Here is a 21,591-nt window from a genome sequence, read left to right on the forward strand (position 1 = left end):
CGGGGAGACACACCCTGGACGCAGTCTCGGCGCCCTCAGCGCAGGCTCGCTGAGGTTATGCGGCAACAAGCTCCTTCTCAGCCGGCACGGTGGCCTTACCGCGCGACCGCAATTTCCAGGAGTCCGGAAAGGTGAGCCGGACGATCTTGCGGACGACGGTGCCGAACTGCCGCAGCAGCGGGCCCTTGTTGTAGGGGATGCCGTAGCGTTCGCAGATCTCCTGCACCTCGGGCGCAATCTCGGCGTACCGCCGGGCCGGCATGTCCGGGAACAGGTGGTGCTCGATCTGGTGCGACAGGTTGCCGGACAGCAGGTGAAAGAGCTTGCCGCCGGTGAGGTTTGCCGATCCCAGGACCTGGCGGAAGTACCACTGGCCGCGGGACTCGTCCTTGGTCTCCTCGATGCTGAATTCCTGAGTGCCCTCCGGGAAGTGGCCGCAGAAGATGATCATGTACGACCACACATTGCGCATCAGGTTGGCCGTCAGGTTGCCGGTGAACACGAACGGCGCGAACGGGCCGGCCAGCAGCGGGAACGCGACATAGTCCTTCAGCGTCTGCCGGCGGGTCTTCTTCCAAATCTCCCGCAGCGTCTCACGCTTGTCCCGCAGCCTGATCTCACCGGAGCGGATCCGCTCGGTCTCCAGTTCGTGCAATGCGACGCCATACTGGAACAACACCATCAGCAGGAACGCGTAGACCGGGTTACCCAGGAAGTACGGTTCCCACGGCTGGTCTTCGCTCATCCGGATGATGCCGTAGCCGATGTCGCGGTCCATCCCCACGATGTTGGTGTGGGTGTGGTGCATGTAGTTGTGCGAGTGCCGCCACTGGTCGGCCGGGCAGGCCGTGTCCCACTCGAACTCACGGCCGGAGATCGTCGGGTCACGCATCCAGTCGTACTGGCCGTGCATGATGTTGTGGCCGATCTCCATGTTGTCCAGAATCTTTGCGACGCCCAGCATCGCCGTGCCCAGCAGCCAGGCCGGCGGCAGGAACAACAGGGCGCGGCCACCGACTTCCAGGGCGCGCTGAGCCTTGATGACCCGGCGGATGTACTCGGCGTCCTCTTCGCCGAGGTCGGCCGTCACGCGTTCCTTGATGGCGTCGAGCTCACGGCCGAAGGCGTCGGCCTGTTCTTTGGTGAGGGTGATCTTGTTTGACATGAGTTTCTCCTTGGTTCATTCACCGCGACTGTGAACTTGACGACGCGACACGCCGTATTGCCGTCGCCGATTTCACAGTCGCTTGGTCTTTTTGGGGTCTTAGAGGGCGATATCGACATCGCCGACGGGGACGGTCACGCAGATCTGCACGTCCTCGTCGGGCCCGGTCGAGACGGCACCGGTGGTCAGGTTGCGCACCGCACCGGACACCTTGCGCCGGGTGCAGGTGTGGCAGATGCCCATCCGGCATCCGTTCTGCGGCGTCAGACCGGCCGACTCGGCCTGCTCGAGCAGCGAGCGTCCGTCGTCGACGACGTCAACCCCGCTGTCCGCGAACGTGATTCGTCCGCCCGACGGGTTCGTCGGCGGCTCGAACACCGGCGGCACGAAGCTCTCGGTGTACACGTTCTCGCAGTGCTCTTTCACCGCATCGACCAAAGCGGTTGGCCCGCAGACGAACACCGCGTCAGGCGAGGGCATGGCGGCCGCCAGATGCTCCGCTCCGAACCGGCCGGCCAGGTCGCCGGCGTCCGATCGGGTGTAGCCGTGCAGCACCCGCACCCCGGCCAGCGCCGAGAGCTCGTCGCGGTAGCAGGCCTCCCGCGCGGTTCGGGCGTAGTGCACGAACGCGATCTCGTGACCCGGCCTGCTCAAATGGCCTTCGGCGACCAACGTGCGCAGCATCGCCATCACGGGGGTGATGCCGCTACCGGCAGAGACGAACAAGATCCGCCGCGGACGCTGCGCCGGCAACACGAAGTCGCCGCCGACACCGTCGAGGCCCACCACCATGCCGCGACGGGCGCGCTCGTACAGGTAGTTCGACACCAGCCCGCCCTCATGGTGGCCGATGGTCAGCTCGAGCTCGGCGCTGCCCTCCACGTTGGCCGGCGAGTAACAGCGCGAGTGCATGCGACCGTCGATCTCGACGGTGACGTTGACGAACTGGCCCGCTTTGACGGTGTAGCGGTCAGTGAACGCGGCGTTCGGAGCCAGCGTGAGGGTGACGCTGCGCGGCGTGGTCCGCCGCACGTCAGTCACCTTCGCACGCGGCTGGCCCGACGTCCATGTCGGCGTCACAAGCTCGGTGTACCGGTCGACGCCGTGCGGACCGGTGAGCAGATCAACGAGGTCAGAACTCAGGACTCGCCGGGCGATCGTCCGAGTGAAAGTTTGAGTGAACATGTGTACACCGTGACACCATGCTGTGCAGGTGGTCAAGGGTTTCGGCAGGTCTGTGTTACGGTTCACATAGTGAACAGTCGTACTCCTAGCTCACAACCCCGCCGCTCCGGCAATGACAAGGTCCGCGAGAAAGGCCGGGACAGTCGTTCCCGCGAGGAACGCAAGGAGGCCACCCGTCGCGCCATCATCTCCGCGGCGCTCAAGCTGCTCAACGACCGCAGCTTCAGCAACCTGAGCCTGCGGGAGGTGACCCGCGAGGCGGGGATCGTGCCGGCGGCCTTCTACCGTCACTTCGAGTCGATGGAGGCACTCGGGCTGGTGCTGATCGACGAGTCGTTCCGCAGCCTGCGGGACACGCTGCGCGGAGCCCGCGCGGGCAAGCTCGACCCGAGCCGGGTGATCGAATCGTCCGTCGAGATCTTGGTCGGCAGCGTGGCCGACCAGCGTGAGCACTGGCGCTTCATCGCCCGGGAACGCTCCACCGGCGTTTCGGTGCTGCGCTATGCGATTCGCACCGAGATCCGCCTGATCACCTCGGAGCTGGCCACCGACCTGGCGCGCTTTCCGCGATTGAACGAATGGAGCACCGAAGACCTCAACGTGCTGGCAAGCCTTTTCGTCAACGCGATGATCGTGACCGCCGAGGCCATCGAGGACGCCCAGAGTGCCGAGGCGCTGGAGGAGATTCACCGTATCGCCGTCAAGCAGCTGCGCATGATCGCCATCGGCGTCGCCGGCTGGCGCAGCAGCTCTTAGATGCCGACTGGGTAACCGCCACTGACCCTTAAGGTTTCGCCGGTTATGAACGAGGCTTCATCCGAACACAGAAACACCATGGCCGAGACGACGCTCGCCCCTCCAGTTGGTAGCGCGCGGGCGAAGGCTCGCCCCAACCCGGCGGCGCCGCCGGTGATGAACGCGGTCGCGTGTCGGCGCCATGACGCACGGTCGCGCGAGCTACTCGAACCTTAGGTGTCCCCAGATCCAGCCCTGGCCAGTGGGCACGGCGACGCCTCGGACCAGACACCAATCTTGTGACTTGCAGTCGGCGTTCACTTGAACGCCCTTGTCCTTCCGTAATATCCCGAGGACTTTCCCGTTGCCGCCTGGGACGTCGTAAACGTCCACATCCTCGACATCGACGAACGCCGTTTTGGTAGCGGGACTAGCGGCGGGCGGGTTGGCTGGTTTGGGTGCGGCTGGTTTCCCGAACACGATCGTGACGACGTCGGTTTGATCGACGTTGTAACGGTGGAATCCCGTGCCGAACTCGGTCCAGTCGCAGTTGCCCACCAACTGTCCTGCGCCGTCCCGGTACGCCTTGTTTATCGCAGCGGCTTGGGGATCACCCGTTCCGTAGAACGCGCGGATTTCGCCGTTGTACTTGACGTCGAAGTCGCCGGTTTTGGGACGTTGGGCGGCGGGGCTTACCGAGTACCTCTGTGCGATGGCTTCGAGTTGGTCGCTTCTTTTCAATGGCTGACAAGTCGGACCGTATTTGTGACGGTCGGCGGTGACGACGGCATCGACCTCGGGGTTGGCGTGGGCCATTGGCGCCGCCAATGTGAGGGCCAGTGTGGAGCCGGTCAGCGCGGTCGCGATGGCAAGTGCCGCAGACGCTCGTGTGCTCATCGGAGTTCCTTTACGGGCGCGGCCGCAGCACTTGTTGCGTGCGGCCGATCAGTGGTTGGGTTTTGTGCCGGGCAGTAGTGATCACGTGGCCGTGATGACATCGTCGGGGCTCACTAGGCAGGGTCAGCTCAGTGGTGGGCTACTGCAATTTCTGCAATCTCGCCACGCCGCGACGTGGCGCTACTTAGCAACGGCGGGAAGGGCGCCAACCCGAAGTCCGCGCTGAACAAGTCCTGAGGTTCGATTATCCGGCGACTAGTTGACGCCGCCGTTGTGTCGCGCACACCTGCGTCGCTATTACGTAGAGGTGCGCCGAGCCGCCCGCAATTGCAGTAGTTCACTACTGAGTAGGCCGAGACTCGCCCGCGGTGACGATGTCATCAGTCGCTAGCACGGCTGCCCGCTTAGCCAAATCGCACCCAAAGGTAGCTCCGATGAGCATACGACCATCACTTGCCGTCGTGACCGCGCTCCCGCCCATGACGTGCGTACCGTAAGCGCACTGGCTCCATGTCCGATGAACTCAGCAGCCGCGAGCGGGCATTGCGCCGGCTCCCGCTGCCGTACTCCCTGGCATTGCGGCTGCGCGACGCGGGCGTTGCTCCCGACGTGATCAGCGAGTACGTCGCCGTCGAGCAGGCATCCCTTGGCGGCATCTATCGAATCGCCGAGGCGAAACTGGCCGCGGCACAGCAGCAGACTCGAAAAGACGACGATTGCTCCTAACGAGTGCCCGACACTGAAAATCGCGCCGACGGCAGCAGCGACTACCGCATGTCGCCGGGTGTGGACCCGTGGCCGGGTATCAATGTCGCAAGCTCGTCACGGCTTGTCACACCCGTCTTGGCCATCGCCCGGTAAATGTGGCTTTCCACGGTGCGTACCGAAAGGGTCAGCCTGTCCGCGATCGCGCGGTTGGACAACCCCTCGCGAATCAACATCACGATCTCTCGTTCCCGGTCTGTCAGAGGCAGCCGCTCGGTGGCCTGACGTAGTACCGGCGTTGTGGCGCCCCCGCATTGCTCGGCCAAAGCTTCCGCTCGGGCAGAGCATCTCAACGCAGACCCGCGCAGATTCTGCCGGCGGTACGCGATGGCCGCATGTGCGGCCGCATCGACAGCCGCGACGAGATCGCCCATCTTCTCGAATGCATCTGACACTGCGGCCAATTCAGCACCATCACCTATACGCAGCGCCTGGGCGAACCGCGCCGCAATACCCACGCGCGGTCCTTCCACGATCGTCTTGAGCTCGAGTAGACGAGCCGCACCCGAATGGTCACCGAACTGCGTGGCCGTCTGCAGACACATCGATTCCGCCGCGAATTGCCCATTGGCGCGGGCAATTTCGGCCGCGGATAACGCAGTTCTGATTGCCTCGCTGACTGCACCTTCTGCCGCGGCAACCCACGCCCTCGCCAAAGTCGCCTCGTAGTCAACGCACCGCCAGCTCGGATGCCGCTGCTTCTCAAGTTCTGCGAACGCGGCTGCCGCCTCATCAGCCAAACCCCGCATCCCGAGCGCAATCGTCCGCGGGATCTGGCATAGGTAGCCCCAACCGATAGTCTCGCCCGAAGCCGACAACACGCCAACTACGACCTTCAGCAGCGAACATGCGGTATCGAGGCGCCCACGACCGAGGGCGGCTCGGCCACCCACTGCGGCAGCATAAAGCTCAGCTGCCCCCGCGAGATTGGTGGCGTGCCGTCGTAACCCGTCCGCCAGATCCCGCGCTCCCTGTATTCGCCCGGCCAGCAGGAGTGCGCCGACGTGGCGGTCGGCAATGACGAAACGCATATGTGCGGCATCGAACGCCCGCCGAGCGATCGCATACCCGGTATCGGCGGCCGCGACGGCTTCGGTGATGCGGCCCGCGTCTCCTGCCGCGACAACCAACGCCCAGGCGGTCACGGCGCCAGCGAACGCCGGAAGCTCGTCCAAGACAATGCCTTTAGCTGATTCCCATACGCATGCGGACTTACCCATCGCCGCCCAGTGCTCCGCGTAGAAGGCGTCAATACAGTCGCGGGCCCCCGGCGGTGTCACCGCCGACGCGGCGTCGATGAGGTTCTTTGCTCCCAAAGGGTCTGCAAGCTGCCACAGCAGTAAGTTGGCCCGCAGAAAGGCTAGCCGGGCATGATCGGCCGCCGTGAAGTTGCTGGTAGGGGTGTCGGCGAGCACAGTGTTCGCCTCCTGGCCGCGGCTGCGCAACGACAGTGCATGTGCGCGAACGATGTTGGCCTCGGCCCCGCCGCCTGCACGGATCGCGGCATCGGCAAGTCGATCAGCAAGGGGAAGATCGGCAAGCCACACGGCACCTTCGGCTGCTTTGATGAACAGCTCGGCGTCGGGCGTCAGATTGGAGTCGAGGCTTAAGGCAGCTCGCCGCACCACCGTTCGCACTTGATCGCGTCCTTCCGATGCCGCGAGTTCGGTGGCGACGAGGCCGCGGAGTCGACGCAGCCTGGTCGATGCTGCGCGATTCCTGCGTATCTCGCCGTAGAGGGGATGCGCCACCCGGACATCGACCTGGTCGTCGACGCGGTCCAAGGTGATCAGGCCACGCATTTCAGCCTCCTCGACCGCCGCCGGATCGGTGATGCGACGCAGCGACACCAGCTCGATAGGTTCACCGACGGCCAGCACGTCGATCACGTCGCCAATCGCGCCCGGAAGCGCCCCGACCCGCGTTTCGATCAACTCGACGAGGCCGGGCGGCATGACCGGATCGCCCGCCCATCGCCAATACCCATGCTGGGGTGCAAGTCGACCTCCGGAGACTTCCTGTTCGACGATGTTGACCAGATACAACACATTGCCGCGGGTCAGCGTCCACAACAGGTGGGCGGCATCGGGGTGCAGCGGGCCGCCGAGCGCGGCCGACACCAGCTTCGCGGCTTCCTCGCGCGACAGGGGCTGCAGGTCGAGCCGGTGGAATTGACCGCCCTTCCATATCTCCTGTATCCCAGGCGGAATCGGTTCCCCGTCGCGAACTGTCAGGAGCACTTTGGCGGCCTGCCGCTGCACGATCTGCTGCAGCGCGAACGTCGACAGGTCATCGAGCAGATGCACGTCGTCGACACCAACAACGACCGGGGTGCCCGCCGGTGCGCGCGTGAGCGCATCGATCACCTCACGCACCAATTGCAGAGTATCGGTGACATCGGAAGGCACCCAGGAGGCGAACGCCCCGAGGGGCAGCGACTGCGCCGACGACGTCGCGACCGCCCACCGGGTCTCGCCGCCCCGTGACTCAGCGGTCAACAGGGCGTCGCGCGCGATGCGGCTCTTGCCGACCCCGGCCGCTCCGCAAACGATCATCCCGGATGACTCGGGGGCCGACAGCGCGGCCTCGACGAGTTTCATTTCCTCCGAGCGGCCGGTCAGCGGCCACGCTAACCGCACCTGCACATCCTAAAGGCGTACGCGTGAAACGGACAGAGCAAACGGCCTCGTGGCCGCGTGCTGCTTATCGGACAGCGCAAGATACGCGGGTTTCGGGGCCACCGGGCCGACGCTCAGAAGAAGACCGAGGTGTTGGTGCTCGTTCCGTTGTCACAGGGAATCCTGCCGGTCCGGTTACGGAATTGCGCCGATCAGGTCAGTGGTCTTTCCCGCGATTGAAATTTAAGCCTAAATACCGCCACATCGGGCCTGCCGAAATTGCAGTAGTCGACTACTGAGCTGACTCTGTCCGGTGAGCTCAACGATGCCATTAGGGCGCGTGATACCGCTGCCGGCACAAACCGAACTAGTGATCGGCCGCACGCCACAAATGCTGTGGCCGGCACCCGGAAAAGAGACTCCGATGAGCACACGAGCATCAGTTGCCATCGCTACCGCGCTGACAGGCACCGCGTTGGTTTCAGCACTGGCGGCGCCGATAGCCCACGCCGACGCGGAGATCGATAGAGTCATCACGGCCGACCACCACAAATACGGCCCGGGATGTCCGCCATTGAATAGAAGTAACGACCTCGAAGCGCGCGCTCGGGCGGTCGCGGTATCGCATGTACCCTCAGCGGCTTTGGGCCCCGGATACAACGGCGAAATACGCGTGTTCACCGGCGAAGGTGATCCCCAAGCCGCTGCGATAAACAAGGCCTACCGGGCCGGCGCGGGACAGTTGGTAGGCAACTGCGACTGGACCGAGTTCGGTACTGGCTTCGACCGCATTGGGGAAACCGACTTCGTGGCCATCGTGTTCGGCAAGCCGGCAGCGCCCAAACCCGCTCCAGGAAAGAACCCACCAAATCCCCCGACGCCGACCAACCAGCAAGGAACGGTGAGATTCGAACTGACCGGGTCAGGCGAGGTGTACTCCATCTACACCCTCCCCTCGACCGAGGCGGTACCCGATCACACGAAGGTGCCATGGCAGCGAACCACCACCGTCAGCCCTGACGTGAAAGTTCTCCAAGTGAACGCATCCAAGAGGCAAGGCACCATAGGGTGTCGGATCACCCTGGAAGGCAGAGTCGTAGTTGAGAAGCCTAATGAGGCGTTCTGCGAATTCACACGCCCCTGAAGTAATCGACGTCGCCGATGGTGCACAGCGGGGCAGGTCCGGAATGGACTTCTGGGTCACCGTACAGAGGGCGATCATTGGGCACCCAGCACCGCTCTAAACAGTGCGCTCCCCCCGGCTGATCCGGCCGGCGAATTCGTCATGGCGACAGTCGTGCTGACGCGCGGTCCGAAATCCCTTCGCGGGGTACGTCGATTGCTGGCGGTAGTTGGGCCGCCACCGCGTAGGCGCAGATGAATGCCGCCGGCACTCATCGGCACGTGCCGGCTCGGCCCATTTGGCCCAAGGCTGCGGCAGCACGGCTGCATCGGGGTGTTCAAATACGGTTCGCACAACGGCATTTCGCGGGTCTGCCGAGCGGCGGTGACGATCAGTGCGGTATTGCCGCGGTATGCCGCAACGAGGCTGCGGCATCGACATCTTCGGCGGCCCGCGCGCAAATCGTCGCGTAATCGGAGGGCACTCCCGGATCGCTTGCGACTAATCGACATGTGTACGAAAGCGTTTGGCTGATTAAGAGGTAGTTCATTATCCCAGACATTGCCCTTTTGATGGCGGAAGATGTGCATGAGGGGTGTTTGACCGGCTCACCGTGATGGCCATCGTCCGATCGCTTGTTTGCCGTACCCCTGACGAACAGGATGACACTTGAAATGCACGAAGCGGACAACGAACTGACCATTGGGGAGACCGTCCCCGGAAGCCGCAGAAGAGGGCGGCGCAACGGAGACGGCTGGCCGCTGATCGGCCGTTCGCAGGAAATGCAAATCGTCGAGGCGGCGCTATTCGCCTCGGATTTTTCCGGGATCGTCGTGTGCGGGGCGGCGGGTGTAGGAAAGAGCCGACTGGTCCGTGAGGCATTGTCGTCGGCGGCGTCGAAGGGACGCGAATTCCGTTGGGCGGTCGCCACGTCGTCTGCGCGGTCGCTTCCTCTGGGTGCCTTCGCGTCGTGGGCGCCGTCGGCTGCCACCGACAATCTCCAGCTCGTCCGCGGAGTGATTGATTCACTGACGTCCGCAGCTCCGGGCAACGACGTGGTTGTCGCTATCGACGACGTTCATCTGCTCGACGAGCTCTCGACATTCGTTCTGCATCAAATTGTTTCACGCGACGCTGCGAAAGTAGTGCTCACGGTTCGCGACGGCGAGCAGGTTTCCCGGGGGATTCAGGAGGTATGGAAAGCCGGGCAGTTCGACCGGCTCGACCTGCAGCCGCTCTCGCAGGAGGAAACCACGACGCTGCTGTCGACGACCCTGGGCGGACCGGTGGATCCGGATGCTGCCCGCCGGCTATGGAAGCTAACCCGTGGCAACGCCTTGTATCTGCGCAACATCGTCGAACAGGAGGTCTCCGACGGTCGACTTGCCCACCGCAGCGGTTTGTGGCGGTGGACCGGTGACCCGGTGATGACACCCAGCTTGGTCGAACTGATCGAAGCGCGGATGGGAGCACTCCCGCTATCGGTGAGCGACGTTGTTGATGCCCTGGCGGTCGGCGAGCCCATCGAACTAACGTCGCTGATCAGCATTGCCGGCCCGGCGGCAGTTGAGGAGGCCGAGAGTCGGGGCGTGATCACGTTGGACTACGTCGACGGTCGCAGTGAGGCACGGGTGGCGCATCCGCTCTACGGTGAGGTGCGCCGGAAACGCGCGGCAACGACCAGGTTGCGACGACTTCGGGGGCTCGTCGCAGCGGAACTCGCGGCATCCGACGACCGAGACGACCTGCGCGTCGTGGTCCGCCGCGCGACGTTGAGCCTTGATTCCGACCTGGAGCCGGACCCGGAGCTGTTGGTCAAAGCCGCCCATGGCGCTGCCTGGCTCCTGGATCTGCCACTGGCCGATCGAATTGCCACGGCCGCCACCCGCGCCGGCGGAGCAGCCGAGGCACATTTCATCCGAGCGTACGCACTATCGTGGCTCAGCCGCGGTGTGGAGGCCGACGCGGTGCTCGCCGAAATCCCCACCCCCGACTTGACCGACACCGAATTTGGACGACTCACCTTCCTGCGGGCCACCAACCGCTTCTTCACGCTCGCCGACCCCGCTGGCGCGAGAAAGCTGATCGACGAGGCGTCCCACACCGCCTCAGGGCAGGCCCGCAGCTGCATCGATGCTTTTCTTACCGTTTACTACGCGGCGATGGGCCAACCGGAAGCGGCCAGAAATGCATCTACGAGCATTGCCTGGGACCAGCTTCCCGACGTCGCCAAGCGTGTGACGTCTTGGGCTAGGACCGTCGCGCACGGCGACGCCGGCCGCATCACGGAGGCGGAGGCTGCCGCGGAGGCCGGATACCCCGTCGCGATGCGGGCGTTTGTGTCCATCGCTGACGCCCACGCCGGGGCCTTGGTGCTGGCGGGCCGGATAGCCGATGCACGACGACGGGCAGACTGGCTCGGTGCGCGAGTCGCTAACGTACCGGGGGCGGCGGAGTTATGCAGTGCTGTGGCGGGCCGAGTGGCGTTGAGTGCTGGCCAGATCGATACCGCGTGTTCCATGCTGGGGCCCGTGGTGGGGGTGTTAACCGCCTCGGCCGAGAGCAATGGCTGGGTGTATCGATGTCAGATCCCATCCGTGATTGCGCTTGCCCTGCGCGGTTTAACCGTCGAAGCCGTCGCGGCCCTTGCCGCGCTCGAGACGCAGCGGCATCCGAGTTGGCGTTTCCTGGATTACGAGTATGCGATGGCCCGCGCGTGGGTGGCGGCATGTGAGGGCGCCGTCACCGCGGGAATAACGCTATTGCTTTCTGCCGCAGAAACCGCAAGGGCCAATGGCCAATTCGCCCCTGAGGTCATGTGCTTGCAGACTGCGACCCAGTTCGGTGACCGCGCCAGCGGACCGCGTTTGCACGAACTCGAAGCGATCGTCGAGGGTCCGCGAGCGGGCCTCGCTGCCCGGCTCGCCGATGCCCTGCATGCCGGGGACGGGCCTGAATTAGCGGCAGTGTCAGAGGAATTCGAGCGCATGGGCGATCTCGTCGCCGCGGTTGATGCGGCCGCGCACGCGGCCATCGCGTACCGTCGGCAGAATTTGCGCGGGTCCGCGCTGGGGTGCTCGACCCGAGCCGAGGCGCTGGCCCAGCAATGCGGCGGTGCCAGCACTCCGGCGCTCCTGCAGGTCACCGCGCGGCTGCCGCTAACCGACCGGGAACGCGAGATCGTCACGTTGATCGGCGAGGGCCTCTCCAACCGCTCCGTCGCGGAGCGGCTCACCCTTTCGATACGGACCGTCGAAAGCCACATCTACCACGCGATGGCGAAAACCGGTGTGACAGGCCGAGACGAGCTCGCGGCGCTGGTGCGCAAGCCGATACCACTCGAATAACCTGCCGTATCAGCTCAGTTGGTCGGCAATGGCCGCCGTGTCGAGCCAGACATTCTCACGGCTGACAAGTCCGTTGCGGAATTCGAAGATATGCAGGATGCGGAAACTGATACGGCGGCCGTTGCCCGGAAGCCCCAACATCGATCCGACGACCGTGCCAGTCATCATCTGTTCCAGGATCATCGCGTCGTCTGCCAGGTACCGATGCAGGACTTGCTCATCTTCGGTGCGGAAATTCGCCGTCAGGTACCTATAGAAGTCTCGCGCCCCAGCTTTACCCCGGGTAGGGCTGTTGGGAAATCCGACGACGTCGTGGTCGATGTCATCGGTATAAACAGCGACGGCGCCGTCGACATCACCCTCACCCTCCGCCCTCAGATGTCGCGACACAAGAGCTTGCATGTCTATGCCATCCATGGTTGTCTCCATCAATCCGCATTGCGGAGCAGGGCTTGTCGGTGCCTCCGCGAAGGCAGTAAATGCGATCTTGAGGCTATCGCGGTTCGCGCCACATCGGCCAGATCGGCGGGCCGCCGTGGGGCAGCACGATCTCACCGGTGACCGTGAAACCGAAACGTTGGTAATAGGGCACATTTTCGGGCTTGGAGGACTCCAGGTACGCCGGGCAGTATTCGGCGTCGCAGCGCTGCAACCGCGATCGCATCAGGGCCTGGCCATAGCCCTGGCCACGCACCGTCGGGTCGCTGCCGATGACGGCCAGATACCAGTGCGGCTCTTCGGGATGCGCGCGTTTCATCACCTCCTGCACGGCATTCCCAATTGCCACCCGGCGGCCGAACACTCGCACGAATGTCGGCACCATCGCCAGCTTCCCGCGACGCGTTTCATGCCATTGCTGCGGAGGATCCCATAAGGCGGCCGCGCCGACGTCGGGCCCGGCGCAGGCAACCTCGACACCGCCACGAGACAGATGGTGATGGCGCGTCATCGTCGCGAACAACCGGCGCAGGTGCGCGATCCGGGACTTGTCGTCCGGAAGCAGCCACAGCATGACCGGGTCGTCGTAGAAGGCTCGGGCCAGGGTGCGTGATAACGCGCGCACATCGGCTTTGTCTGCCGGGCGCGCCTGCGGGATCACCCATGCCACGGTAGCCGCAGGTGTGGGAGTCTGCCGAGCAGACGCAAAAGCACCCGTTTCGACACGAAAATGGGTGATTTTGCGTCTGCTCGCCCTGGCGAAAGGGTATTCCGCTCCGATGACCGGTATCTCAAGAAGGACGTTCGGCGCCCTGGCGGCCGGCTTCGGCGCAGCCGGCGGGTTGGCCAGCGCGTGCTCCACCGACCGCAAGACCCCGTCGGCACCCTCGTCGTCGCCAGCGCCATCGTCACCGCCGCCGCTGCCGCCGAGCAAGAATGTCGGAATTGTGTTGTCGCACGAGCAATTTCGAACCGATCAGCTGGTGGCGCAAGCGCAAGCCGCCGAGCGGGCCGGCTTTCAGCACGTGTGGGCCAGTGACCACCTGCAACCGTGGCAGGACAACCAGGGCCACTCGATGTTCCCGTGGCTGACGCTGGCCTTGGTGGCAAACAGCACCAGCCGCATCTCATTTGGCACCGGAGTGACCTGCCCGACATACCGCTACCACCCGGCGACCGTGGCCCAGGCCTTCGCGTCGCTGGCGATCCTGAGCCCCGGACGGGTGTTCTTGGGACTGGGAACCGGCGAGCGGCTGAACGAACAGGCGGCCACCAACATGTTCGGCCGCTATGCCGAGCGCCATGACCGGCTGGTCGAAGCGATCGAGCTGATCCGCCAGCTGTGGAGCGGCGAGCGAATTTCGGTCAAGGGCAAGTATTTTCAGACCAACTCACTGAAACTGTACGATCTGCCGCCAACCCCGCCGCCGATCTTCGTCGCCGCCAGCGGGCCCAAGAGCGCCCGGTTGGCCGGCCAGTACGGCGACGGCTGGATCATGCAAGTGCGCGAGCTGGAGAGCCCGAAACTGCTCGACGCGTTCAGCGCCGGCGCGCATGCCGCCGGACGAGATCCCGCCAAAATGGGCAAACGAGCAGAAGTGTTTGCCGTGGTGGGTGATCAGAACACAGCCGCCCAAGCCGCCGCATTGTGGCGTTTCACCGCGGGAGCCGTCGACCAGCCTAATCCCGTCGAAATCCAGCGGGCGGCGGAATCCCATCCCACCGAGAAAGTGCTCGCAAACTGGACGGTCGGCACCGACCCCGCCGTTCACATCCGGGCAGTGCAAGCGGTTCTCGACGTCGGAGCCGTCCCCTTCATGCACTTCCCGCAGCAGGACCCGTTGGCCGCCATCGACTTCTACCGCACCAACGTGCTACCCAAACTGCACTGAGCTGCGTGGGAGCGAGCGTAGTGTCGCGACTTTGGTGTGAATCCTTGGCTTTGGAAGTGAAACCTGGGCGGAAATTCCGGCCGATTCCCGCCTTGGGCTCACACTGAAATCCCTTGTTACACAACCAAAGGCGTCAGTACACATTGAAATCGTCGGACTGCGCTGCGCTGTTCGGCCATGATCATGTCCCACTCTCGACCGGCCGAACCCACATCTACTACACACTGTAGTAACTACCCGGTGGTTGAGACAACGTGGTCCTGCGCCCGGCGCCACCCGGTAGCGTCCAAGGCCATGCCATCCCACGAAGCCATCGCACAGACCATCAAGCGCTATCTCGAGCTCGTCGCCACCGGCTCCGCCGACGAGGTACTGACCGTTTATGCCGCCGACGCCACCCTCGAAGATCCGATCGGATCGGACATCCGGCGCGGCCGCGATGCGATCCACGAGTTCTACGCCAACGTCCAGGACATCAAGAAGGAGACCGAGCTCGTCGAATTGCGGGTCGTCGGGAACGAAGCGGCCTTCCTCTGGCACCTCACACTTCATGCGGGCGACACCCGCCACCGACTCTCGCCCATCTCGCTGATGACATTCGACGAGGACGCCAACATCACCTCGATGCGCGCGTTCTGGTCACCTTCCGACGTTCGGGCCCTATAGCGGGCCGTCCTACGATGGTGTGACTTCATCAAAGCCCGGTGCACACGTGCACCGGACACAATCAAACAAGGCCGGTGCAACGCTGCACTGGGGAACGGTTGCCGACGGTGTGGGACTTCGAAACGGACCCGGAATACCAGGCGAAGCTGGACTGGGTCGAAAAATTCATGGTCGACGAACTCGAGCCGCTCGATCTGGTCGCCCTCGACCCTTACGACAAGAAGAACCCGGAGATGATGGCGATCCTGCGGCCGTTGCAGCAGCAGGTGAAGGAACAGGGACTGTGGGCCGCCCATCTGCGGCCCGAGCTGGGCGGCCAGGGCTTCGGTCAGGTCAAACTCGCGCTGCTCAACGAAATTCTCGGAAGGTCACGCTGGGCGCCGTCGGTATTCGGCTGCCAGGCACCGGATTCCGGCAACGCCGAAATTCTCGCGCTGTTCGGCACCGACGAACAGAAGGCCCGCTATCTGCAGCCGTTGCTCGACGGTGAGATCACCTCCTGCTATTCGATGACAGAACCGCAGGGCGGTTCTGATCCCGGGATGTTCGTCACGGCCGCGACGCGCGACGGTGACGACTGGATCATCAACGGGGAGAAGTGGTTTTCCACCAACGCCAAGCACGCGTCGTTCTTCATCGTCATGGCCGTCACCAATCCCGAGTCGCACACCTACGACAAGATGTCGCTGTTCATCGTGCCGGCCGAGACCCCCGGCATCGAGATCGTGCGCAACGTAGGCGTGGGAGGTGAGGTGTCCAAGCACGCCAGCCACGCCTACGTCCGCTACAACAACGTCCGGGTTCCCGCCGACCATGTACTGGGCGGTGAGGGCCAGGCCTTCATGATCGCGCAGACCCGACTCGGCGGCGGTCGTATCCACCACGCGATGCGAACAATCGCGCTGGCCCGCAAGGCTTTTGACATGATGTGCGAACGCGCGGTGTCGCGGCAGACCCGGCATGGGCGGCTGGCCGACCTGCAGATGACGCAGGAGAAGATCGCCGACAGCTGGATCCAGATCGAGCAGTTCCGGCTGCTGGTGCTACGCACCGCCTGGCTGATCGACAAGCACGACGACTACCAGAAGGTTCGTCGTGACATCGCGGCGGTGAAGGTCGCGATGCCGCAAGTGCTGCACGACGTGGCGCAACGGGCGATGCACCTGCATGGCGCGCTCGGCGTGTCCGACGAGATGCCGTTCGTCAAGATGCTGGTGGGTGCCGAGTCGCTGGGTATCGCCGACGGGGCCACCGAGCTGCACAAGATGACGGTGGCCCGGCGCACGCTGCGCGAATACCAACCTGTGACAACGTTATTCCCGTCGCAGCACATCCCGACCCGGCGGGCCGAAGCTCAGGCCCGGCTGGCCGAGCGCCTGGAACATGCCATTGCCGAATACTGACGCCGAGCAGACACAAAATCACCCAATTCGGGTGCGAAATGGGAGATTTTGCGTCTGCTCGCGACACTACGTGATGTAGCGGACGACGCTTTCCGCCACGCACGCCGGCTTGGGCGACCCGTCGATCTCCACGGTCGACGACACCGTTGCCTGCACGGCACCGTTGCCGACGTCGTCGACACTGACCAGCGAGCTCGTCGCACGTATCCGCGAACCCACCGGTACCGGGGCAGGAAATCGAACTTTGTTGAGGCCGTAGTTGATTGCCAGCTTGATGCCGTTGACGGTGTACATCTGGTGCTGCAGCCGCGGCAGCAGCGACAGGGTCATGAAGCCGTGCGCGATCGTCGTTCCGAACGGGCCCTTGGCCGCTCGTTCCGGGTCGACGTGGATCCACTGGTGATCGCCCGTGGCGTCGGCGAACATGTTGACCTCTTCCTGAGTGATCGTCACCCAGTCGCTCTGTCCGATGGTCTCGCCCGCAGCCGCGGCGAGGTCGGCGACTGACTCAAAGGTGCGCATGGGTCTCTCCTCTGCTTGGGTGTTCAACAGCGTGCCACCTGGCCTCGGCGACTGTGGCGCGGGACGCTGCAACCACCGACCGAGGACAGGAGGGACAAGCTATGAAAGTAACGCAGGCCGCGCTGGGCTCGGCGGTGTGGCTGGCGGCCGCAGCGACGACGGCTGCCGGGGGTACCGCCAATGCCGATCCGGAAATCGCGCTGTGCGACATCCAGCAGCTCGCGGTGAGTGCGGGACCGCAGCAGGCTGGCTTGGGTCACCGCGGCATCCAGCTGAATTTCACCGCACAACCGGACGTCAGCGCCTGTGAGTTGTCGGGTTATCCCGCGGTCGTCGCTTTGGTACCCACCGGAACGCAAATCCAGGCCAAGCCGACACCGCAGGGATATCTGGGCGGCGGAACACCCGGGGCGACGGCGGTTCTGGTTCCCGGTCATGGCGCACACGCGATGGTCGAATGGTCGGCCACCGGCACGGCGCAAGACCAAGACTGCCCGACCTACGGATCGGCGCCCACCGACATACGCCTGCGCGTGATACCACCGGGAACATGGCAGACATTTGACATTCCGGTCTCGATCGGGGCCAACGAGGGCATCTGCAATTTGCAGGTCCACCCCCTGACCGCCGACTGACGGTCACGACTACGCGGCGAGCACGGTTTTGCCGCACGGCGTCGCGGGAATGCGGAAGCACTATGACTGAACCCAAGGGCCACAAGACCGAATCCGACGTCGAAGCGGAATCCCACGAGTCGCGGTCGCGTGCCGCCCAAGGGGAAGACGACGGCACCTATGTGGGTGAGACCGGCCCCGACGACGCCATTGACGCCGGCGAGACGGGCGCCGAAGCCCGCAGCCAACGAAGTTGAACCGCGGCGCAAGATGACCGGGTGAGGCTGCTGCTGATCGCTGACACCCACGTCCCGTTGCGCGCACGCGACCTGCCCCGGCAGGTATGGGACGAGGTCGCGCAAACGGACGTCGTGTTCCACGCCGGCGACTGGGTGGCCGTTGAACTGCTCGACACGCTGGAGTCCCGGGCCGCCCGGCTCGTCGCATGTTGGGGAAACAATGACGGCCCCGCCGTGCGCGCCCGGCTACCCGAACGTGCCGACGTGACGTTGGCGGGCGTGCGCTTCACCGTCGTGCATGAGACCGGAACCGCGTCGGGACGGGAAACCCGCATGTCACGGCTATATCCCGACACCGACGTCCTGGTGTTCGGGCACAGCCACATCCCCTGGGATACGACGACGGCAACGGGATTGCGTCTGCTGAATCCCGGCTCGCCGACCGATCGCCGTCGGCAGCCGTTTTGCACCTATATGACTGCCGCCGCGAAAAGCGGGGCCCTCACAGACGTGGTGCTCCATCGTGTCGAGCAAAAGCTCGGCGACACAGCCCGCACACATACTTAGCTTGTATACAGAGGTATTATGACGACAGTGCAGTCTCATACCGACCTCGTCACCGAGGTGTTCAGCGTGGTGGGCAGATTCCGTCGGCAACTGCGGCGGTCAGCCGGTCGCGCGTTCGACTCCACTCGCCTGTCCGAGTCGCAGTCCGAGTTGCTGTGGCTCGTCCGCCGCCGGCCCGGGATCTCGGTCAGCGCCGCCGCCGCCGAACTCGGACTGGTGCCCAACACCGCCTCGACATTGGTGTCCAGGCTGGTGGCCGACGGCTTGCTGGTGCGGACCGTCGACGCAACCGACCGCCGCGTCGGCCAATTGCGGCTCGCCGAGCCCGCGCAGCAGATGGTCGATGCGTCTCGGGCCGCCCGACGAGCCGCACTGTCCGAGGTGCTCGGCGAACTTGACGACCGTCAAATCGATGCCCTGGCAAAGGGATTGGAGGTCCTAGGCACGATGACCCGACTATTGCAGGAGCGACGTTCATGACCGGATCGCTACCGATGGCGATCGACTGCCGGCACCTGACCTTTCGCTATGGCGGATTCACCGCTGTCGACGACCTGACGCTGCAGGTAAGACCCGGCGAAACGATGGGTTTGCTCGGCCCCAACGGCGCCGGCAAGACAACGCTGGTGCGGATGCTGACCACATTGACCCCGGTGCAGACCGGCGAACTGCGCATCTTCGGCATGGACGCCCGCCGGCAGACCATGGACATTCGAAGCAACGTGGGCTATGTGCCGCAACAGCTTTCGATAGAGCCGGCGCTGACCGGCAGACAGAACGTGCAATGGTTCGCGCGGCTGTACGGGGTGCGACGCGCCGACCGGACCGACCGAGTGAACCAGGCGCTGGAGGCCATGAACCTGCTCGACGTCGCCGATCGGCTGGCGTCGACCTACTCGGGTGGCATGATCCGCCGCCTGGAAGTGGCGCAAGCGCTGGTGAACCGGCCCTCGCTGCTGGTGCTCGACGAACCGACCGTGGGGCTGGATCCGATTGCCCGCGACCGGGTGTGGACTCAAGTGCAGAACATGCAGGCGCAGTTCGGGATGACGGTGCTGCTCACCACCCACTACATGGAAGAGGCCGACGCGCTGTGTGATCGGGTGGCGCTGATGCATCATGGTGCGCTCCGGGCCGTGGGGACACCCGCCAGGTTGAAGGCCCAGATTTCCAAGGGGTCAGCTCAGGCAACACTCGAGGATGTGTTCCGTCACTACGCGGACTGCGGATTGGACGACGAGGCCGAGGAATCGCCGGGCATCCGTGAAATCCGTTCCAGCAGAAGGGCTGCCCGTCGTGCAGGTTGACACAGTCGGTAACGCGGCCAACGCTACGCTCGTTCGGGCTCCCCGTGGCTGGCAACGGGCCGGCGCCACGTTGAGCCGGATCAGCACGTTCGCGATCGTCGAACTGCAGAAGCTGCAACATGATCGCACCGAGCTGGTGACCCGGATGGTGCAGCCCGCGCTGTGGTTGTTGATCTTCGGTACCACGTTCAGCCATCTGCACGTCATCAATACCGGGAAGGTGTCCTATCTGGCGTTTTTGGCGCCCGGCATCATCGCACAATCGGCGCTGTTCATCTCCATCTTCTATGGGGTGCAGATCATTTGGGATCGAGACGCGGGAATCCTGGCCAAAATCATGGTGACCCCGGCTCCGCCGTCGGCGCTGATCACCGGCAAGGCATTCGCGGCCGGCGTGCGATCGGTGGCACAGGTCGTCGGGGTGATGGCGTTGGCGTATCTGATGAACGTCGGCCTGACCATCAATCCGCTGCGGATCCTGGCGGCGATGGGCACGGTGATGCTCGGTGCCGCGTTCTTCGCGTGCCTGTCGATGACGCTGGCCGGGCTGGTGCGCAATCGCGATCGCCTGATGGGTATCGGGCAAGCGATCACCATGCCGTTGTTCTTCGCATCCAATGCCCTCTACCCGGTCGACGTCATGCCGGCCTGGCTGCACGTGCTGAGCCGCGTCAACCCGTTGAGCTACCAGGTCGACGCGCTGCGCGCGCTGCTGATCGGCACGCCATTCAACCCGTTGGACATCGTCGTGTTGCTGGTGGCCGCCGTGCTCGGAATCGCTGCGGCGTCAAAGCTGTTGCGCCGCTTGGTCTCCTAGGTCCGGCGAGCAGACGCAAAATCCCCTGATTTCGGCACGAAACGGGTGATTTTGCGTCTGCTCGCGCTTGGCAACGCAGCACGTCCGAGTCCGCGCCGACGCTCAATCGTTAGCCAACCGCGACGTCGGTCCCCGGCCGTGACAACCGAAGTACGCAATCTCCCTGTGTTTGACTCGCCCAGAACGAGATTCCACCGCCATCCGCGGCACCTGGAAGTAGTTGAAAGTTAGGGAGCTATGTCGTTCTTCGAAGGAATGCGAAAGTTGCGGGGCACCACGGCAACTTGGCCACGGCGGCTCGCTATCGCGGCGGTAGGGGCTGGCCTGTTGTCCGGCCTGGTCGCCGTCGTCGGCGGCATGGGGACCGCGGGGGCGTTCTCCAAGCCTGGCCTTCCAGTGGAATACCTGCAGGTGCCGTCACCGTCGATGGGCCGCAACATCAAAGTGCAATTCCAAGGCGGCGGGCAACACGCGATCTACCTGCTCGACGGCCTTCGAGCCCAAGACGACTACAACGGCTGGGACATCAATACCCCGGCCTTCGAGGAGTTCTACCAGTCGGGGCTCTCGGTGGTCATGCCGGTCGGCGGCCAGTCCAGCTTCTACAGCAACTGGTATCAGCCGTCGCAGGGCAACGGCCAGAACTACACCTACAAGTGGGAGACGTTCCTGACCCAGGAGATGCCCGCCTGGCTGCAGGCCAACAAGCAGGTTTCGCCGGCCGGCAATGCGGCCGTTGGCCTTTCGATGTCGGGTGGCGCGGCGCTGATCCTGGCGGCCTATTACCCGCAGCAGTTCCCCTACGCCGCTTCGTTGTCGGGCTTCCTCAACCCGTCGGAAGGGTGGTGGCCGACGCTGATCGGTCTGGCGATGAACGACTCGGGCGGCTACAACGCCAACAGCATGTGGGGCCCGTCCACCGACCCGGCGTGGAAGCGCAACGACCCGATGGTGCAGATTCCACGGCTGGTGGCCAACAACACCCGCATCTGGGTCTACTGCGGTAACGGCACACCGAGCGACCTCGGCGGCGACAACATGCCGGCGAAGTTCCTGGAAGGGCTGACCCTGCGCACCAACCAGACGTTCCAGAGCACTTATGCGGCCTCGGGCGGACACAACGGTGTGTTCAACTTCCCCACCAACGGGACACATTCGTGGCCGTACTGGAACCAGCAGCTGATGGCCATGAAGCCCGACATCCTGCAGGTGCTCAACGCCGGCGGTAACCCGGCATAGCGCCCGAAACATTCCCCAAGCCGGCATCGGCAGCAGTGCAACGGCCAGCGCT

At 64.3% G+C, this 21,591-nt stretch carries 22 protein-coding genes and 1 pseudogene; 14 read left to right on the forward strand and 9 right to left on the reverse strand.

Features of this window, described 5'->3' with window-relative positions; all coding sequences use genetic code 11:
- Positions 1-55: 55 nt before the first annotated feature.
- A complete protein-coding gene (locus tag AC5Y2L_RS03545) occupies positions 56-1,165 on the reverse strand; it encodes a fatty acid desaturase family protein (protein ID WP_499936273.1) in 1,110 nt (369 codons plus the stop codon).
- A 99-nt stretch (positions 1,166-1,264) separates the two neighbouring features.
- Positions 1,265-2,350: a ferredoxin reductase gene (locus AC5Y2L_RS03550; RefSeq protein WP_499936274.1), complete on the reverse strand. Its 1,086-nt coding sequence runs from the start codon at positions 2,348-2,350 to the stop codon at positions 1,265-1,267.
- A gap of 69 nt (positions 2,351-2,419) precedes the next feature.
- Here AC5Y2L_RS03550 and AC5Y2L_RS03555 point away from each other — a divergent pair, with 69 nt between their 5' ends.
- Positions 2,420-3,106, forward strand: coding sequence for a TetR family transcriptional regulator (locus tag AC5Y2L_RS03555; protein ID WP_499936275.1), 687 nt, complete (start codon positions 2,420-2,422; stop codon positions 3,104-3,106).
- Here AC5Y2L_RS03555 and AC5Y2L_RS03560 read toward each other — a convergent pair.
- Both AC5Y2L_RS03560 and AC5Y2L_RS03565 read right to left on the reverse strand, forming a co-directional pair.
- Positions 3,103-3,186, reverse strand: coding sequence for an SDR family oxidoreductase (locus AC5Y2L_RS03560; protein WP_499936549.1), 84 nt, complete (start codon positions 3,184-3,186; stop codon positions 3,103-3,105). The genes AC5Y2L_RS03555 and AC5Y2L_RS03560 overlap by 4 nt on opposite strands.
- Positions 3,187-3,307: 121 nt before the next feature.
- The gene (locus AC5Y2L_RS03565) at positions 3,308-3,982 is read right to left on the reverse strand and encodes a hypothetical protein (RefSeq protein WP_499936277.1); all 675 of its coding nucleotides are present in this window, start codon (positions 3,980-3,982) and stop codon (positions 3,308-3,310) included.
- Positions 3,983-4,492: 510 nt separating this feature from the next.
- On the opposite strand from AC5Y2L_RS03565, the gene AC5Y2L_RS03570 reads away from it, so the two are divergent.
- Positions 4,493-4,708 carry a hypothetical protein gene (locus AC5Y2L_RS03570; RefSeq protein ID WP_499936278.1) on the forward strand — a complete coding sequence of 72 codons (216 nt, stop codon included), beginning with the start codon at positions 4,493-4,495 and terminating at the stop codon, positions 4,706-4,708.
- Between the two features lie 41 nt (positions 4,709-4,749).
- Here the strand turns inward: AC5Y2L_RS03570 and AC5Y2L_RS03575 are convergent, their stop codons facing one another.
- A complete protein-coding gene (locus AC5Y2L_RS03575; protein WP_499936279.1) occupies positions 4,750-7,386 on the reverse strand; it encodes a helix-turn-helix transcriptional regulator in 2,637 nt (878 codons plus the stop codon).
- A gap of 349 nt (positions 7,387-7,735) precedes the next feature.
- Between AC5Y2L_RS03575 and AC5Y2L_RS03580 the strand changes: the two genes are divergently transcribed.
- Complete coding sequence (locus AC5Y2L_RS03580) at positions 7,736-8,509, forward strand: hypothetical protein (RefSeq protein WP_499943558.1); 774 nt, start codon at positions 7,736-7,738, stop codon at positions 8,507-8,509.
- Positions 8,510-8,711: 202 nt separating this feature from the next.
- Here the strand turns inward: AC5Y2L_RS03580 and AC5Y2L_RS03585 are convergent.
- Positions 8,712-8,916, reverse strand: a pseudogene (locus AC5Y2L_RS03585) (benzoylformate decarboxylase); the annotation flags it as partial.
- A gap of 246 nt (positions 8,917-9,162) precedes the next feature.
- On the opposite strand from AC5Y2L_RS03585, the gene AC5Y2L_RS03590 reads away from it, so the two are divergent.
- Positions 9,163-11,835 carry a helix-turn-helix transcriptional regulator gene (locus AC5Y2L_RS03590; RefSeq protein WP_499936281.1) on the forward strand — a complete coding sequence of 891 codons (2,673 nt, stop codon included), beginning with the start codon at positions 9,163-9,165 and terminating at the stop codon, positions 11,833-11,835.
- A gap of 9 nt (positions 11,836-11,844) precedes the next feature.
- On the opposite strand, the gene AC5Y2L_RS03595 is transcribed toward AC5Y2L_RS03590, so the two are convergent.
- On the reverse strand, positions 11,845-12,252 hold the full coding sequence (locus tag AC5Y2L_RS03595; RefSeq protein WP_499936282.1) for a nuclear transport factor 2 family protein: 408 nt from the start codon (positions 12,250-12,252) through the stop codon (positions 11,845-11,847).
- Positions 12,253-12,328: 76 nt separating this feature from the next.
- Positions 12,329-12,934, reverse strand: a complete 606-nt coding sequence (locus tag AC5Y2L_RS03600) for a GNAT family N-acetyltransferase (protein ID WP_499936283.1) — start codon at positions 12,932-12,934, stop codon at positions 12,329-12,331.
- Between the two features lie 118 nt (positions 12,935-13,052).
- On the opposite strand from AC5Y2L_RS03600, the gene AC5Y2L_RS03605 reads away from it, so the two are divergent.
- The 3 genes from AC5Y2L_RS03605 to AC5Y2L_RS03615 all read left to right on the forward strand — a co-directional run bounded on the left by AC5Y2L_RS03605 (position 13,053) and on the right by AC5Y2L_RS03615 (position 16,234).
- Entirely contained in the window at positions 13,053-14,165 is a 1,113-nt protein-coding gene (locus AC5Y2L_RS03605; protein ID WP_499936285.1) for a F420-dependent hydroxymycolic acid dehydrogenase, read from the forward strand.
- A 294-nt stretch (positions 14,166-14,459) separates the two neighbouring features.
- Entirely contained in the window at positions 14,460-14,831 is a 372-nt protein-coding gene (locus AC5Y2L_RS03610) for a nuclear transport factor 2 family protein (RefSeq protein ID WP_499936286.1), read from the forward strand.
- Positions 14,832-14,938: 107 nt separating this feature from the next.
- Positions 14,939-16,234, forward strand: a complete 1,296-nt coding sequence (locus tag AC5Y2L_RS03615; protein ID WP_499936550.1) for an acyl-CoA dehydrogenase family protein — start codon at positions 14,939-14,941, stop codon at positions 16,232-16,234.
- A gap of 66 nt (positions 16,235-16,300) precedes the next feature.
- On the opposite strand, the gene AC5Y2L_RS03620 is transcribed toward AC5Y2L_RS03615, so the two are convergent.
- The gene (locus tag AC5Y2L_RS03620; protein WP_499936288.1) at positions 16,301-16,756 is read right to left on the reverse strand and encodes a MaoC family dehydratase; all 456 of its coding nucleotides are present in this window, start codon (positions 16,754-16,756) and stop codon (positions 16,301-16,303) included.
- Between the two features lie 101 nt (positions 16,757-16,857).
- On the opposite strand from AC5Y2L_RS03620, the gene AC5Y2L_RS03625 reads away from it, so the two are divergent.
- The 7 genes from AC5Y2L_RS03625 to ag85C all read left to right on the forward strand — a co-directional run bounded on the left by AC5Y2L_RS03625 (position 16,858) and on the right by ag85C (position 21,539).
- Positions 16,858-17,391 (forward strand): DUF4232 domain-containing protein, encoded by a 534-nt coding sequence (locus AC5Y2L_RS03625; protein WP_499936289.1) that lies wholly within the window; start codon positions 16,858-16,860, stop codon positions 17,389-17,391.
- Between the two features lie 62 nt (positions 17,392-17,453).
- Positions 17,454-17,627 (forward strand): hypothetical protein, encoded by a 174-nt coding sequence (locus tag AC5Y2L_RS03630; RefSeq protein WP_499936290.1) that lies wholly within the window; start codon positions 17,454-17,456, stop codon positions 17,625-17,627.
- Between the two features lie 21 nt (positions 17,628-17,648).
- Positions 17,649-18,176 (forward strand): metallophosphoesterase family protein, encoded by a 528-nt coding sequence (locus AC5Y2L_RS03635; protein ID WP_499936292.1) that lies wholly within the window; start codon positions 17,649-17,651, stop codon positions 18,174-18,176.
- An 18-nt stretch (positions 18,177-18,194) separates the two neighbouring features.
- Positions 18,195-18,656, forward strand: a complete 462-nt coding sequence (locus AC5Y2L_RS03640; protein WP_499936294.1) for a MarR family winged helix-turn-helix transcriptional regulator — start codon at positions 18,195-18,197, stop codon at positions 18,654-18,656.
- Positions 18,653-19,483, forward strand: coding sequence for an ATP-binding cassette domain-containing protein (locus AC5Y2L_RS03645; RefSeq protein ID WP_499936296.1), 831 nt, complete (start codon positions 18,653-18,655; stop codon positions 19,481-19,483). Before AC5Y2L_RS03640 ends, AC5Y2L_RS03645 begins: the two co-directional genes overlap by 4 nt.
- The gene (locus AC5Y2L_RS03650; RefSeq protein ID WP_499936297.1) at positions 19,473-20,300 is read left to right on the forward strand and encodes an ABC transporter permease; all 828 of its coding nucleotides are present in this window, start codon (positions 19,473-19,475) and stop codon (positions 20,298-20,300) included. The genes AC5Y2L_RS03645 and AC5Y2L_RS03650 overlap by 11 nt, the downstream gene beginning before the upstream one ends.
- Before the next feature lie 237 nt (positions 20,301-20,537).
- On the forward strand, positions 20,538-21,539 hold the full coding sequence (ag85C, locus tag AC5Y2L_RS03655; protein WP_499936298.1) for a diacylglycerol acyltransferase/mycolyltransferase Ag85C: 1,002 nt from the start codon (positions 20,538-20,540) through the stop codon (positions 21,537-21,539).
- The last annotated feature ends 52 nt before the right edge of the window (positions 21,540-21,591 follow it).

It is taken from the genome of Mycobacterium sp. NGS66, assembly GCF_059812225.1.